Annotated in this window: 15 protein-coding genes; 4 read left to right on the top strand and 11 right to left on the bottom strand. The window is 43.9% G+C overall.

Annotated features, from left to right (window positions below; genetic code table 11):
* Positions 1-73 precede the first annotated feature (73 nt).
* The 7 genes from pqqA to LGT40_RS14990 all read right to left on the bottom strand — a co-directional run bounded on the left by pqqA (position 74) and on the right by LGT40_RS14990 (position 8,672).
* Positions 74-145, bottom strand: a complete 72-nt coding sequence (gene pqqA / locus LGT40_RS14960; RefSeq protein WP_081443609.1) for a pyrroloquinoline quinone precursor peptide PqqA — start codon at positions 143-145, stop codon at positions 74-76.
* Between the two features lie 111 nt (positions 146-256).
* Positions 257-1,612 (bottom strand): glutathione-disulfide reductase, encoded by a 1,356-nt coding sequence (gorA, locus tag LGT40_RS14965; protein WP_226076160.1) that lies wholly within the window; start codon positions 1,610-1,612, stop codon positions 257-259.
* A gap of 87 nt (positions 1,613-1,699) precedes the next feature.
* Entirely contained in the window at positions 1,700-2,224 is a 525-nt protein-coding gene (locus LGT40_RS14970; protein WP_226076162.1) for a peroxiredoxin, read from the bottom strand.
* A gap of 128 nt (positions 2,225-2,352) precedes the next feature.
* Positions 2,353-4,545 carry an EAL domain-containing protein gene (locus LGT40_RS14975; RefSeq protein ID WP_226076165.1) on the bottom strand — a complete coding sequence of 731 codons (2,193 nt, stop codon included), beginning with the start codon at positions 4,543-4,545 and terminating at the stop codon, positions 2,353-2,355.
* Between the two features lie 11 nt (positions 4,546-4,556).
* Positions 4,557-7,448, bottom strand: coding sequence for a PAS domain S-box protein (locus tag LGT40_RS14980; protein WP_226343218.1), 2,892 nt, complete (start codon positions 7,446-7,448; stop codon positions 4,557-4,559).
* Positions 7,449-7,674: 226 nt separating this feature from the next.
* Positions 7,675-8,235, bottom strand: a complete 561-nt coding sequence (locus LGT40_RS14985; RefSeq protein WP_226076171.1) for a 5-formyltetrahydrofolate cyclo-ligase — start codon at positions 8,233-8,235, stop codon at positions 7,675-7,677.
* Positions 8,232-8,672, bottom strand: a complete 441-nt coding sequence (locus tag LGT40_RS14990) for an RrF2 family transcriptional regulator (RefSeq protein ID WP_226076174.1) — start codon at positions 8,670-8,672, stop codon at positions 8,232-8,234. Before LGT40_RS14990 ends, LGT40_RS14985 begins: the two co-directional genes overlap by 4 nt.
* A gap of 87 nt (positions 8,673-8,759) precedes the next feature.
* Here LGT40_RS14990 and hmpA point away from each other — a divergent pair, with 87 nt between their 5' ends.
* The 4 genes from hmpA to LGT40_RS15010 all read left to right on the top strand — a co-directional run bounded on the left by hmpA (position 8,760) and on the right by LGT40_RS15010 (position 11,631).
* Positions 8,760-9,971 (top strand): NO-inducible flavohemoprotein, encoded by a 1,212-nt coding sequence (gene hmpA / locus LGT40_RS14995; RefSeq protein WP_226076177.1) that lies wholly within the window; start codon positions 8,760-8,762, stop codon positions 9,969-9,971.
* Positions 9,972-10,055: 84 nt separating this feature from the next.
* Positions 10,056-10,787 carry an HPP family protein gene (locus LGT40_RS15000; RefSeq protein ID WP_226076180.1) on the top strand — a complete coding sequence of 244 codons (732 nt, stop codon included), beginning with the start codon at positions 10,056-10,058 and terminating at the stop codon, positions 10,785-10,787.
* Positions 10,788-10,856: 69 nt separating this feature from the next.
* The gene (locus LGT40_RS15005; protein WP_226076182.1) at positions 10,857-11,174 is read left to right on the top strand and encodes a PepSY domain-containing protein; all 318 of its coding nucleotides are present in this window, start codon (positions 10,857-10,859) and stop codon (positions 11,172-11,174) included.
* A 148-nt stretch (positions 11,175-11,322) separates the two neighbouring features.
* Entirely contained in the window at positions 11,323-11,631 is a 309-nt protein-coding gene (locus LGT40_RS15010; protein WP_226076192.1) for a PepSY domain-containing protein, read from the top strand.
* A 35-nt stretch (positions 11,632-11,666) separates the two neighbouring features.
* Here LGT40_RS15010 and LGT40_RS15015 read toward each other — a convergent pair whose 3' ends face one another.
* The 4 genes from LGT40_RS15015 to LGT40_RS15030 form a co-directional block, all read right to left on the bottom strand.
* Complete coding sequence (locus tag LGT40_RS15015) at positions 11,667-12,995, bottom strand: ATP-binding protein (RefSeq protein ID WP_226076194.1); 1,329 nt, start codon at positions 12,993-12,995, stop codon at positions 11,667-11,669.
* Positions 12,992-13,654 (bottom strand): response regulator transcription factor, encoded by a 663-nt coding sequence (locus tag LGT40_RS15020; protein ID WP_226076203.1) that lies wholly within the window; start codon positions 13,652-13,654, stop codon positions 12,992-12,994. The genes LGT40_RS15015 and LGT40_RS15020 overlap by 4 nt, the downstream gene beginning before the upstream one ends.
* A gap of 2 nt (positions 13,655-13,656) precedes the next feature.
* On the bottom strand, positions 13,657-13,977 hold the full coding sequence (locus LGT40_RS15025; protein ID WP_226076215.1) for a PepSY domain-containing protein: 321 nt from the start codon (positions 13,975-13,977) through the stop codon (positions 13,657-13,659).
* Between the two features lie 97 nt (positions 13,978-14,074).
* Positions 14,075-15,655: a methyl-accepting chemotaxis protein gene (locus LGT40_RS15030; RefSeq protein WP_226076218.1), complete on the bottom strand. Its 1,581-nt coding sequence runs from the start codon at positions 15,653-15,655 to the stop codon at positions 14,075-14,077.
* Positions 15,656-15,857 lie beyond the last annotated feature (202 nt).

Raw genomic sequence — 15,857 nt, forward strand, 5'->3', positions numbered from 1 at the left:
CGGATGAGGTTTCGGACAGGCGAAAAAAAACCCCAGTCCGAAGACTGAGGTTTTTTGGATTAATAACTGCGTATTAACGGTTGCAGATATACATGGTTACTTCAAAACCGAAACGCATGTCTGAATATTCTGGTTTAGTCCACATAATCATTTCTCCTTTGTTTGATATCAGCTTTTGCTGACTTGGTAATAGATTATCGCGATTAGGCAATGAAAACCTCAGTCAATCTCTTGGATCAGCTCAGGATTTTCCTGATTAATCACTAACGGGAGTCCGCATGGTGACAAACTCTTCTGCAGCAGTGGGATGAATGCCTATGGTGGCATCAAAATCTGCTTTGGTTGCTCCGCATTTAATTGCAATTGCGATGCCTTGCATAATTTCACCAGCCGAGTCGCCAACCATGTGTGCTCCCAGGACTTTGTCAGTATCACCATCAACCAGCAGTTTCATTAAAGTACGCTCTTGAGAACCACCCAAGATATGTTTCATTGCACGAAAATTTGAGCGAAACTTCAACACATTCGGATATTCTTGACGTGCCTGCTCTTCGGTCATACCAACTGTTCCAATATTCGGCTGGCAGAATACGGTCGTTGCAATATTGCTGTAGTCCACTTTACATGGCTGCTCATCATACAAATAGCCAGCCAGTGCCATACCTTCGGCTAATGCTACCGGTGTTAACTCGATGCCCCCTGTCACATCTCCCAAGGCATAAATACTGGGTTCAGACGTTTGGAAGCTGTCATTAACATCAATATGCCCGCTTTTACTCAACTGAATATTGACATTTTCCAGCCCTAACCCGTCCAGGTGCGGTTTTCTGCCAGTGGCAAATAACACCGCATCAACGGTTATATGCTGTCCGTCAGTCATGGTTAAATACAGACTGCCATCCTGTTGTTTCTTGATGGAAGTGACTTCGGTATTAAAACGGATATGCACACCATTTTGTTGAATTTGCTCTGCAGCAAACTCGGCGGTTTCTTTATCAAAACCTTTTAATAAACCGCCGCCACGAACAATTTGCGTGACCTGGGCACCTAAGCCATGAAAAATACCAGCAAATTCCACTGCAATATATCCTCCACCGACTACAGCAAGGCGTTGCGGGAACTCTTCTAAATCAAAGATACCATTCGAATCGACAGCATGGGTTTTACCTGGAATATCCGGGACAAACGGCCAGCCGCCAGTAGCGATTAAAATACGCTCGGTGGTAAATCTCTTACCATTGACTTCAACAGTATGGGCATCAATGATTTTGCCTCTGCCATCGATGATCTCGACGCCTGCACGATCCAGAATACCTTCATAAACACCGTTCAAACGACTTATCTCGTGAGTTTTGTTATCACGTAAGGTTGGCCAGTCAAAAGCGGGTTTACTGACTTGCCAGCCAAAGCCTTTGGCATCGGTAAAGTGTGCTGAATATTCAGAAGCGTAAACATAGAGTTTTTTCGGGACACAACCCACATTTACACAGGTACCGCCCAGATAACGATCTTCGCATACCGCGACTTTTGCCCCATAGGATGCTGCCATACGACTGGCACGCACCCCACCGGAACCGGCACCAATCACAAATAAATCGTAATCATATTGCATCTTTAAAAAACTCCTGTTTGCCACTGAGCATCGAAAACAACACCGGACCTGAAAAGTGCCAGGTCCGGTGACTTATGGCTGACACGTTTATTGTTTATTCAGATAATCCAACATAGTGTCTACACCACTGACTTCGAACGGGTCATCAGGGCAATTATCCATTTGGCCGGGTTCGGCAAATAATTGTTTGATTTCACCATCAACTACGTGCATGGAATAACGCCATGAACGCTCACCAAAGCCCAGGTTTTCTTTCTTCACCAGCATGTTCATACCGCGGGTAAATTCACCATTACCATCTGGAAGCAATTTAACCTTGTTCACCTCCTGACGTTTACCCCATTGGAACATCGTAAAGGCGTCATTTACGGACAGGCAATAAACTTCATCAATGCCTTTAGCTTTCAGTTCTTCGTAATGCTCTTCATAACCCGGCAAATGAGTGCTTGAACAGGTTGGTGTAAACGCACCGGGCAACGCAAATACGATGATATTTTTGCCTTTGAAGATATCGTCAGTGGTGACATCCTGCCAACGGAATGGATTATCTCCACCGATGCTTTCATCACGGACACGGGTTTTAAATACGACGTTAGGAACTCGTTGACTCATGCTAATAATCTCCTTTAAGAGGTTGTTGTGACCTGAACATTTATTCAGTTGCAAGCAGTTTAACGAAATCAATTTGATTAATAAAACAACTTATTCAGGTTGTTTTAATCGGAAAAAACGATTGTTTTTCAGAGCTCACTATTGACGGTGATGGTCATATTTAACTGTTGGCCATGTTGTTTGTTTTTATACAGTGCTTCATCGGCAAGGTTATAAAGTTGCTGTAGATCGTAATCACTTAATGCTTTGGTTGTGGTAATACCAAAGCTGTAATAAAGATGAATATCGCTGTGAATAGACTGATTGTAAGCGTCAACTGTATTCGATAATCGATCTAAAATCGCCGATGGATCTGTATCACTTTGATTAACCATCAGCACCACAAATTCATCACCACCGATACGGCCAATTAAATCAGACTCACGGAATGTGCGGTTTAATAATTTTGCGAACTGCAATAACGCGGTGTCACCAGCCTGAGGTCCATGGAGATCATTAATATATTTAAAGTTATCCAAATCAAAATAGATCAATGACGCTTCACAGTCTTGATCACGGCACAACTTGAGAATGTGATTGGCTCTGAATTCAAAGCCTCTTCGATTTAACAGACCGGTTAAATGATCTTCACATAACAATTGATTGGCAGCGATTTCTTCTTCGACCATCAAGGCCAGTTCGCCCAGTAATTTGGTCTCACGCTCGCTTATATAGCGTGGTTTAGTATCTATCAGACAAAGTGATCCAAGCTTTTCTCCAGTAGAAGCCCGGAATGGGAAACCGGCATAAAACCGGATATAAGGCGGGTTCACTACATAAGGATTATCAGAAAAGCGTGAATCGAGAGAAGCATCATTCACCACCAGGCATTTTTCTTGTTCAATTGTGTAGCTGCAAAAGGCATGTTCCCGTGGGGTTTCGCTGACATCCATACCAATTTTTGATTTGAACCATTGTCTATCTTCATCCAGCAAGGTAATCAAAGCAATAGGGACATCAAACATACGTTTGGCTAAACGGGTTATCCGATCAAATCGTTGCTCGGCTGGGGTGTCCATGATTTTCAATATGTCCAGCGCTTTCAGCCGCTGTTGTTCCAGGGCGAGTTTACGCTGCTTTAACCATTCGTTGACCTTGTCTGCAGGCACCGGCCTACCGATAAAGTAACCCTGAGCCTTATCACAACCCAGTTGTTGTAGAAACTGCAAGGTTGGATAATCCTCGATTCCTTCAGCGATAACTTTCATATCAAGACTATGTGCCAGCTCTATAATCGCCTGGATGACTAAACGGGATTCGCGAGACTGTTGAGCTGTCATGACAAAGGATTTATCTACTTTTACTTCCGAAAAGGGCATACGCACCAGTTGCAACATCGAAGAAAAACCGGTGCCAAAATCATCTATTGAGAGCTGAAACCCTTTCATTCTCAATCTGGTTAAAATATCAAGTGAAGCCACCGGATCATCCATCGCGCCGGTTTCTGTCAGTTCCAGCATAATGCTATGCAGTTTTACATTATGTAGATGGCATAAAGCTTCAATCTGGTTAAACAATGAGAGGTTGCGTAAGGATAAAGCGGAAATATTGATGGAACAGATTAACTGACTGGCTTGCGGAGTGGTGGGCGTTTGATGTTGTTGTTGGCAAAACTGGCTAAACCAGGGGAGGGCCTGCTCAAATATCAATAGGGTCAGGTCATCTATCAGATTATGTCGCTCGGCAATAGCGATAAAGATATCCGGTGCAATAAAACCATAATCGGCATGATGCCAGCGTGCCAGTGCTTCAAATCCCATCAAGGTACCACTGGTACAGCCCACTTTGGGTTGATAAGCCAGCGTAATTTCACGATTTTTAATCGCTTTGGCGAGATCATTGGCATTAATGGTCAATGCATTGGGCCGGCCGGTGGTGTGTTGTCCATCAATTAAATCTGTCAGATTCGGGGAAGGAGAATCGATCAGTTCTCGAAAAGCTTTCGGATTAAAGGGTTTGGGTAAAATTCCCACGATATTTAACCCATGTGCAGCAGCCGATCGTGCTGCAGCTTGTAATACCTGTTGACCTACGCCACTGGTAATAATGATTTTGGCAGTAATATTCTGTTCGCCCAATGCACCAAGTACCTCAACGCCGTCCATCTCCGGCATAATCAGATCCAGCGCAATGTGTGAAGGCTCCCATTCCTTTAATAAGTTAAAAAACGCTGTGGCATTGGTGGTGACCTGTACAGACATACCGGCATACTCTGCGACATTGCGGATGGTTTCTCCGGTCAGTTCATCATCATCCAATATCAGCAGTTTATGCTCAGACATGTATCATTCTCTCAAGTCTTGTAATTCAGCATTTGGGCGATCCGATTTAATAGTGCAGCCCGGTGATAGGGTTTATTCAATATGGCGATATTGCCATTTTGTCCCTGGTCTTCTGGCAATGCTTTTTCAGTGTATCCAGAGGTGTAAAGAACAGGCAGATCCTTGCGAAGCTCTTTGGCTTGCTGAACCAGTTCAAAGCCAGTCATACCTCCTGGCATCAGCACATCGGTGAACAGTAAATCAATTTGCTGTGCAGAAGCAAGCCAGCTTAATGCCTGATGTCCATCTGCTGCAGCAAGCACCTGATAACCTGCGTCACGCAATTGTGAAAGAGCATATTGTCTGACCAGATCATTGTCTTCGACAACCAGAATCGTCTGTTGTGAATTCTCTAAGGAGGCTGACAATTCGATAGCTTGAAGCACTGGTGCAGGGGATACCATATCAGTATGCGGAATAAATAGCTGAAATCGTGTGCCTCGTCCTATTTCAGATTGGACCTGAATATGTCCACCGGACTGTTTAATAAATCCAAACACCATACTTAACCCCAGGCCGTTACCTTTGCCGGTAGATTTGGTGGTAAAAAACGGTTCAAAAACTTTGTCCAATAATTCCTGAGGTATGCCTTCTCCTGTATCCATCACATCGATTTTGACGTATTCACCTGGCTCCAGATCATTTTGTGCTGCATTTTGCTGATCCAGCAGGGTAAATCGTTCCGTGCTTATCATTAATTTTCCGCCTTTGGGCATGGCATCACGAGCATTGATCGTCAGGTTTAATAAACTGCTTTCCAACTGAACCGGATCAATCATTACCGGCCAGATATTACTGCTCAGATTCATATCCAATTGGTATTTTTGACCTAGTGAACTGCGGAGTAAGGCTTCCATATTGCGGATCAGCATGTTGATATTAACGGCTTCAGGTGACAAGGGCTGACGTCTGGCAAACGCCAGCAGATTGCGGGTTAACCCTGCCCCCCGTTCGGCAGCACTGCTGATCAGTCTGGCAAGTGACTGCAAAGCCGGTTTATCTGATAATTCATCAATTAATAAATCAGTATTTCCTGTGATAACGGTTAACAGGTTATTGAAATCGTGCGCGATACCTCCCGTTAATTGGCCGATAGCTTCCATACGTTGAGCCAGCTGTAATTGTTTTTGCAAATGCCTTTCTTCAGTAATATCCCGTTCGACCGAAACCCAATGGGTATACCAGCCAGCCGTTAATCCAATAGGGACGCTATTCAGTTCCAGAACTATCTCCCGGCCACTTTTATGATACTGAGTCAATTGAGCCCGAATAGGCTGCCATGTGCTATATGCTGCTCGTATTTTGCGGAGTTCGTTTTTTTCTGTTTTGGGTCCATGCAGAATTTGCAGGGTTTTTCCAATGACTTCTTGACGGTTGTATCCGGTGATGCGTTCAAAAGCGCTGTTAACAAAAACGATATTGGGTTTCTCATGCGCATAACGGGGAGCTTCGGTAATGATAACGACATCATTCAACTGGGAAACGGCGCTGCGTAATAGCTTAAGCTCCTCGCTTTCTCGGCGTTGCCGGGTGATATCTCGTAGATAAACCGTCACTCCATTTGTTGAAGGGTAAATTCTGACATCCAGCCAGAGCTGTCTGGTCTCATAGAAGTGTTCAAAGGAAATCACTTGTTGCTGGAACAGGGCAGATGACAAATTTTTAGCCAGTGTGCCAGCAGGATCGAGGTCAGTATTTTCGATGCCTTTATGATCCAGTAACGTCGACCGTGACATGTTAAATAAAGACATCGCCTGATTATTTACATAACTGAAACGCAAGTCTGTAGTTAATGTGAAAAAGGCATCGGTGATGCTGTCCAACGTATTTTGCAGCTGTAACGATAACACTTCACTTTGTTGTTGAAGCAACTTGGTCTGATGAATATTGATACTGGACCCATACCATTTGGTTATTTGCTCATTTTCATCCCGAATGGCCGTCGCCTGAGCCAGAAACCATTTATATTCACCATCAAAACGGCGCAGGCGATACTCGTCCGAGTAGGGTGAGCCGGTTTTTATGGAGTGCAACCAGCGTTCTCCTACACTTTGCTGGTCGTCTGGATGAACAAACTCAATCCAGTTGTTCAGAATATAATCTTCTGATTGCCCGAAATAGTCATGTGTGAGGTGTGAAATGGAATCCCATACACCCTCTGCATTTACTGTCCACATGAACTGCAAGGTGCTCTCAGCCAGATAATGAAAGCGGCGCTGTTCTTCAGCCAGATTTGCCTCAACCTGTTTACTTTCATGCACATCCTGAATAATGCCTTGAATTTGATTGGGTAGTTGCTCGTCATGGTAAGCCATTATTCGGATGCGATATGGGCCATTGTCACGGCGTAAGGAGAACTCACCATCAATGGCTTTTTGCTGGTTCAAGCAGTCATTTAATGCCTGATTTAAATCCTGTTGCTGTTTTTCAATAAACATGGCAACAAACTGTGTTTGTGAAATTTTATCGTGACGGCTCAGATGGAGCAGTCGGGCCACTTCAGGACTCAACAAAATCACGCCTGATTTATCCAGTTGCCAATATCCCAGCTTGGCAATGCCGGCGGCCAGTTTGAGTTGTTTTTGGTGTCTTGTCTGTTGTTGCTGAGAACGAATGGTAAAGCTGCTGAGCAAATAAATGGTCATCAAGGCGAGGGTTGCTAATATTCGATTAGAGAGAACCTGGGGTTGCAATATTGCTTCCAGCCCACCTTGCATTATCAATAAGCCGCACCAGATAAATAGCAAACTAATTACGAATGTAATGGTGAGACGACGAAGATTAGTACCGACACTGGCAAGCATGAGAATGGGAGCATATAAGATACCGTGTGCAAACCCAGGACTGGTTAAACTGTCAGCCAACAGCACAAGAAGCATTAATAAAAAGAGCAGTATGTTAAATAACGAACTGTTTATTAAACGGCTTATCGTCTGATTCATAATTTTTATAGATGACTCCAGTCACATCTTTCGGAATGACAAAACGGCAATTGCATACGAATATACTGTAAACGCGTTATAGGTCACATGATTTAATGATGTTTTTTTTCTGAGGAGTCAATGCAGTACTACAGGACCTGAAAAAGGTTTACTGATAAATAGTTTGTTCGGTCACAATTCTGTCCATCGCGATATCGTGGGGCCGGGGGTTGATTGTGTCCAATAACATCCATTGAAAACCAATGCCAATGCTGAGCGGTTTATTTGATCCGCTCAAGCTACGATCATAAAAACCACCACCATTGCCCAAACGATGTAAGTTTTTATCAAAGCCAACTAAGGGAATAATTAATACATCAGGTTGGATGATCGCGGTATTTTGGGGAACAGGGATATCCCATACCTCAGCCTGCATGATGGATTCCGGCTTCCAATGACGAAATTGCAAAGCGTGTTGTGAATCGATAATTTTAGGTAAGGCAGCTTGCCAGCCTTGCTTGATAAGCCCGCAAACAAAATCGCGACAATCAATTTCCCCGCGAATCGGCCAGTAAAAACCGATAGTACCTGTAGGTAAGGAATCCACAACTTTTTGTAGCTTCTCAAATAACGCAACCTGATATAAAAGGCGTAATTCAGCGGCAAACTCAAGCCGTTGCTCGATTAGACGAGACCTTTGTTCGATGCGCCATTGTTGCCAGTCTTTCATGCGGATTCCGGTATTTCCAGCAATTCCTGTAGACGATCTTTATTAAAGATCACGTCTGCCAATGTGTAGTCATCCAATACGTTCAAAAAAGCGGCCTGAGCCTTGTGCAGAGCGTTTCTTAAAATGCATGCGGGTTGAATCGGGCAAGCAATTTCATCACTAAAGCAAGGTAATAATTGCAGGTTTTCAGTTTTACGAACCAGCTTTCCGATACCAATATCTGCGACAGGTAAGGCTAGTTTTAAGCCGCCGCCCCGTCCGCGATGGCTGACAATATAACCATGCTGAACAAGAGTTTGTGCGACTTTTGCAAGATGATTGGATGATATTCCAAAACGTGAAGCAGCATCTTGAATGGTAGCAGCCTGCTTTCCATGATGTATCGCTAAGTACACCAATAATCTAAGCGCATAATCAGTATGCGTGGTGAGTTGCATTATTCATTGACTCCTGAAAGATGGACCAATACTATGCGTTTTTAAACAGGCATGTAAAATGCCTGTTTAGACAATAGGAGTTCGGCAATGAAGCCTGAAACTTTTGATATTATCCGTCAAACGGTACCGGTTTTGGAGCAGCATGGCGAACACCTTGCTGACTGCTTTTACAAAAATATGTTCCGGCATAATCCGGAAGTAATATCCTTTTTTAATCCTGCCCATTTACATGCGGGAGTACAGCAACGCGCCCTGGCGACTGCAATCTGCACCTACGCACAACATGCTGATAATCCTGAAAGATTGCGTCAGGCAATAGAGCTTATAGCTCACAAGCATGTTTCCTTGGGAATCAAGCCAGAGCATTACCCCATTGTTGGGAGTAATTTATTACTGACACTTCGTGAAGTATTAGGAGAGGCGGCGACAACGGAGGTTATTGATGCATGGGCCGAAGCCTATGCCATTCTGGCAGGTATCTTTATTGATCGAGAAGACGCTTTATACCAACAACAACTTCAACAAGGTTGGCATGGATTTAAAGCTTTCCGACTGAACCGACGGCAGGCTGAAAGCAGCTGTATCACTTCTTTTTATTTGCAACCTATTGATAATAAACCGCTACCACACTTTTTGCCGGGGCAATACGTCACGTTAAAAGTGACCTTGGCCGACGGTAGCCAAGTAATGCGAAATTATAGTTTGTCTGCTGCCCCGCGAGAAGATTACTTTCGTATTAGTGTGAAGAGAGAGACCGACCAATCAGGCAAATCGTCATTTGGCAGTGTTTCAAACCATCTGCATAATCGTTTTAATGTGGGGGATCAGGTGCTGGTAGGGCCACCCTGCGGAGAATTCAGCTTAAAGCCCTCAAATTTACAGCAACCCATAGTTTTTATTGCTGGAGGAGTGGGTATAACGCCGCTTTTAGCTATGTTACATAGCGGGTTAACTCAGGATCGGCAATCGTCTTTTATACTTATTCAGCTCGCCAGAAACCATGAAGAATTAGCGTTTTATCAAGAGCTATCCGTGTTGGCAAAGACCTACAGTAATTTTGATTGGCATATTTGCCTCAGTCAACCCGCTACAGCATCAACACCAGCTCCCTTTGAGCATAGCGAGGGTTATCTGGATGAAGCTTTGCTGAAGCAATTATTACCTGATCCCCGGGCAGATTATTACCTGTGTGGACCACCAGCCATGATGCAGGCCACCAAGGCATTACTTCAGCGGCGAGGAGTTGAGGCTTCGGCTATTTATGCAGAATTCTTTGGTCCGATGCAATCGCTCGGTTGACACGAAACACAGTTATTAGCATCCGCCTTTTGCAATGAAGCAGATTCGCGGGTTTTTCCATTAAATTAATACTCTGAATTAGCAATGAAGCTTACCGACTGGCTGCAAAAAAAACAGCCGCAAATACTTGAATATCATCCTAAATTGAAAGAGCATCTTAACGCCAGCTTGGGGTCATTTATGGCCGTTTGGCTACTGATGACGTTCATCAGTCAGTTGCAAATTACGACAGAAATGGCGTTATTAGTTCTGGCCTCTATGGGCGCTTCAACTTTTTTACTGTTTGTGGTGCCGCATAGTCCGATGGCTCAGCCATGGCCTTTGATAGCAGGACATTTGATTGCCGCGGTGATGGGTGTGACCAGCGACTACTGGATAGCCGACCCGATATTAGCCACCGCGGTCGCTGTCGGGTTAGCGGTATTGTTAATGCATATTTTGCATGCATTACATCCCCCTGCCGCTGCAACTGCAATGATTGCCGTAATCGGGTTGCCTGAACACAGTTTAATTGCGTGGCATTTTGTTTATGCCGTTGTGACAATCAATGCAGGAAGTCTGCTTATCCTCTCATTGGTGATTAACAATCTGTTGCCGGGGCGACATTATCCGCATCGGGACAATCACCATAAACATCACGAACAATTTGTAAGTCAGTCGAACAATAGAACACTGTTAGTCGAAGAGGATTTTCAATGGGCACTCAATCAGATGGAGGCTGTCATAGATGTTTCAGAGACAGACTTAGTCGATTTATATGAGTTTGCTTTAGAACATGCAGAAAAACGCAAAATAATGCCTAAAATAAAAAATTAATTTTATTCAGTTTGATTTAAGTTTGATTTTGTAAAGTGGACTCACCTTAATCGGAAAGGAGTACCAAAAATGAAAAATTTAAATAAAATGACATTAGCAACTTTATTGGCTTCAGCGTTGACTTTTTCAACAGCAGCCGTCATGGCAGATGATGATGCTGTTACTATGCAAAAAAAAGCAGAACAGTTTGGTTTGATTAGCAGTGAAGAAGCTAAAAAAATTGCTTTGCAAGAAAAATCAGGCGTTGTAACTGACATCGAATTAGATAGTATTGATAACGGTGGCGGTTGGGAATATGAAATTGAAGTCGTCCAGGAAGATGGTACTGAATGGGATATTGATGTTCATGCCAAAACCGGTGAGCTTCGTAAAGTTCAACGTGATTGATAGTTAACTCTATCTTGGCGTAAAAAGCAGCGGCCCGTCTTTGACGGGCCGTTTTTTTTGCCTCATAAATAAAAATAGATTCAATAATTCAGCTTTATTTAATTTTAAGTTTGTATCCTTGGTCATCATAAATAAAAAGAGGCTTGATATGAAAAAGTTATTAATATTTACATTGGTTGGTTCTGTTTTAAGCTTTGCAGCATTCGCTGATGATATTAATGAAATGAATGCAAAAAGCGAGCAGCTTGAATTGATAAGTGTTGAAGAAGCAAAGTCACTCGCATTAGAAGCCAAGCCAGGCATAATTGATGATATCGATTTGGATAATCGCTCATTTGTGGGTGGCTGGGATTATGAAATTGAAGTGCTTGGCAAAGATGGTAAAGAGTGGGATATCTATATCAATGCTGAGACCGGAGAGGTGCGTAAAGTCAGTCGAGACTGGGACTGGTTTTAAGTAATATTTATAAGGAGCCCGCTAGGGCGGGTTCCTTAAACTATTAGTGGCAAACGGATTTCCACTTCCAAACCACCCATTGCCGAGCGACTAAAGAGCATTTCACCGCTATAACTTTCTACGATGTCAGCCACAATGGCCAGCCCAAGCCCGCTACCGGGTACGGACTCATCCGCTCTGAACCCGCGTTGCACCAATTGCGACTGTTCACTTTCCACACAGCCTTTCCCATCATCCTCAACGACAAAACAACAACAGCTGCGGTTTTGATAAACGTTAATATTGACGCGTTTTCGGCACCATTTGCAGGCATTTTCCAGCAGATTACCCAACATCTCCAGCAAGTCTTCACGATCGCCAAAAAATAATAAACCGGGTTCAATTTCCCAATCAATAATCGGGGATTTTTCACGATAAAGTAGTTGGAGTGTCCGACTTAATTCAGCAATCTCATGTTCCAGTTCAACCTTTTGCCCCGGCATGGGTGAGCCTAATAATCGAGCACGTTTGAGTTCTCTCTCGATAATCTGGCCCATGTCGCGACTCACCTGATTTAATGAAACCTGAATCTCCGGCAGATTTTTCAATCCCTCGCGTTCAGCAGTCTGGTTAAGTAGTGTTAAACGGGTTTTCAGGGCATGAGCCAAATTACCGAGTGCAGCACGGGAACGCTGGGTTTTTCGGGTCATGGTATTCAATAAGCGATTCAGCTCTTCAATCATCGGTTGGATTTCTGCCGGTCCTTCAGCATCAATTTTAGCTGTTTCACCTTTACGTAAACGCGAGAGCTGGTTTTGAATTCGTTGTAACGGTTGTAATGCTTTGCCCACAATTATCCATTGTATAAACAGCAATACAGCGAGGCCAATGGCAGAGACTAATGAGTAAAGCATTTGAAACTGAAAGATATCTTCATGCAGTTCGCTGATATTCTGTGCGACCATAATGGTAAGGCTGTGATTCTGCTTGTAGTAGCCACGACTCAAGGCAAATAAACGCTCGTCATTGGGTCCATTCAGAGAAGATTGAAGCATTTGACCACTCGGCATCGGCTCAATATCTAAAGATTCATCCCATAATGATCGGGATTGTCGGCAGGATTGCTCAGTACAAACAACGAAATAATGTCCCGAGAAAGGACGTTGATACAGACTGCTTAACCGTAAAGAATTGAGTTGAAACGAACCATCCGGATTGATTTCGATACTGGCAAGCAAACCCTCACTTTCACTTTCCAGCCTTTCCAGCAATTGCGTCTCAGTGACCCGTTCAATGACCAGGGTTATCAAAGCCCATTGCAACAGAATCAACAGACTCAAGGTAAACGTCAGACCCAGAGACAGTCGGCGTTTAAGTGAAATCATGGAGAACCGAAAATATACCCTTGACCACGGCGGGTCTGGATCAGATCTGTGCCCACTTTCTGACGCAGGCGATTAACATAGACTTCGATGACATTACTGTCGCGGTCGCTATCATATTCATAGACATGCTCTGTCAGTCGACTTTTTGAAATCACCTGACCTGGGTTCAGCATAAAATAACGTAATAGACGAAATTCTGTTCCGGTCAAAGTAAACAGTGTGCCATTACTTAATTGAACGGATTGAGCGTCTTCATCCAGTTGTAATCCTGCAACCTGCAATGGGCCGCCACTGGTTCCAGAGCTGCGTTTGAGAACAGCACTTATGCGGGCCAACAACTCTTCGGTTTGAAAAGGTTTGGCAACGTAATCATCGGCACCTGCTTTAAAGCCCTGGACTTTCTCTTCCCAACTGCCCCTGGCTGTCAGAATCACCACAGGTACATGGTTATTCCGATTACGCCAATTTTGCAAAACTTCCAGGCCAGAGCGTTTGGGTAATCCCAAATCCAGCACGATTAAATCATAGGGTTCGATATCACCCAGTGCTTCGGCATCAATACCATCCACGGACAGATCCACGGCATATCCCGCCTGAGAAAGCGCATTCTGCAGCGTTGGTCCCATTTGCACATCATCTTCAACCAGAAGTAAACGCATGGTTAATCGTCCAGCTCCAATTCAAGCAAGTCGCCATGGGTGGCATCAAACTCAAGCTCCCAGACACGGCCTTGCTCATCCAATACCTCAATCTCGTAAATCAGCATACTATTATCACGCTCTAGTTCCGTATCAATTACTTCACCGTTGCGGTAAGTTTTAGCTGTTTCGATAATAGTTTCCAGGGGTAGTATCTTGCCTGACTCACGTAATGTCCGGGCTTCAGAATGGCTGACTTCATCGGCCATCACAGGGCTTGTGATTAGTCCTGTGAGCGCTATTAAACCGATTAATCGAATTACCGATGAAAATGAACGTTGCATAATTTTCCTAAAAAAGTCTCTATGGTTCAGCCAGATTAATCCGAATGATAGCGAATCAGGCTTAATTTAAGCTGAACTTACCCCAAAAGTTACTTGCCTACCCTTGCTGAAAACGTTTAATCATATCGCTCATGTGATGCGATTGCGTTGACAGACTATTGGCAGCGTTATCCGCTATCTCAGCACCATGAGATACCTGTGATGCGGTTTCGTTCACCTGAACGATATTTCGATTAATATCTTCACTGACACTGCTTTGCTGCTCAACAGCCGTCGCTATTTGGGTGTTCAGCTCGTTAATATTACTTACTTCATGCGCAATGGTTTCCAGCGCCGTAATGGAAGCTTTGACGTGAAGCTCACTGGTTTCACTGGTTTGCTGGCTTTGTTCCATGACATTAACAGCCTGTTTGACCGCGCCGTTAAGTTCACCAATTAAGTCCTGAATTTGCTGGGTAGAAAGCTGGGTTTTACTCGCCAGTGAGCGAACCTCTTCTGCAACGACAGCAAATCCACGACCATGTTCACCAGCGCGAGCCGCTTCGATCGCCGCGTTGAGGGCTAACAGATTGGTTTGATCAGCAATACTGGTAATAACATCGATAATTTGCCCGATGTTCCGTGTGTCTTTATCCAGTTGCGCCACCACGGTGGAAATATTGCCGATAGCTGTCCCCAGATCACTTAGCGAGCTAACAGCTTTTGAAGCACTGGAAACGCCATTTTTGGAGAGCTCATCGGTTTCACGGGCTTTGGTGGCAGCATAAGCGGCATTATTGGCAACCTCCTGAATGCTGGCGGTCATTTCTGTCATTGCCGTGGCGACTTCTCCCATTCTCATGGCTTGCTGTTGTATGGCTGATTGAATATCCGCAACTGATTGTGCGCTGTTGTCCGCTTCCTGTTCAATACTGACAGCAGAGTCGCGAATACGGCCAAGCGTTGTGCCCAGCCGGCCTTTTAAAAATTCGGCGGTTAACTGAATCTGACCGATTTCATCTGAGCGGCCAGTATAAATTAATGCCATTAACGGGTTATCAATCTCTTCACGTGCTCGAGCTGCTGCCTTTTTTAACGGAGAAAAAGCCCAGACTGAAAGCCCGAAAAAGATCACAATCGTTATCGTAGCGATCAGGACTAACTCAACTGATGCCACTTGCAAAATCGCACTCGACACTATCATTGCCATCACAATGGCGAGGATGTGTGCAAATAAAAAACGATAGTGCAGATTTAAGCGGGAAAACCAATTGCCCTCTATAGCTGACTGACCATTGTTAATGCGTTTATAAACTCTTTCTGCTCGCTCAACCCGCTCTCTGGTCGGTTTTGTTCTAACCGATTCATAGCCCACCACATCGCCGTTTTCAATCACTGGACTTACATAACCGTCGACCCAATAGTGATCACCATTTTTAACCCGGTTTTTGATGATGCCCATCCAATGGTGATTGGATTTCATCGATTTCCATAAATCATCAAAAGCGGCTGGAGGCATATCGGGATGGCGGATGACATTATGATTTTTATTGAGAAGTTCATCAGCTTCAAAGCCGCTGATTTTCTGGAATGTATCATTGAAACTGGTGATGATACCTTTGAGGCTGGTAGTTGAAATGATTTCTTCACCATCAGGATAAGGCACTTCATTATTAGTTATTGGAAGATTTTTTTTCATGCTGCTGCCCTTCTATTCCATGCTTTGTTATAGCTTTAATTATGATAATGATGTGGCCGAACTGCTTTGTGAAGCAATCGGCTTTGTATCGGCATTTCCATCGCTGACTTTAAGTTGAACGGATTTAAATCACGCTTTTTTATAATTTAAATATTTTCAACTTAATTGGTAGAGTAATAGAGAAAAATAAAAAATCAGTAAT

Origin of the sequence: Methylophaga pinxianii, from assembly GCF_020447225.1 — a bacterium.
Lineage (GTDB): Bacteria > Pseudomonadota > Gammaproteobacteria > Nitrosococcales > Methylophagaceae > Methylophaga > Methylophaga pinxianii.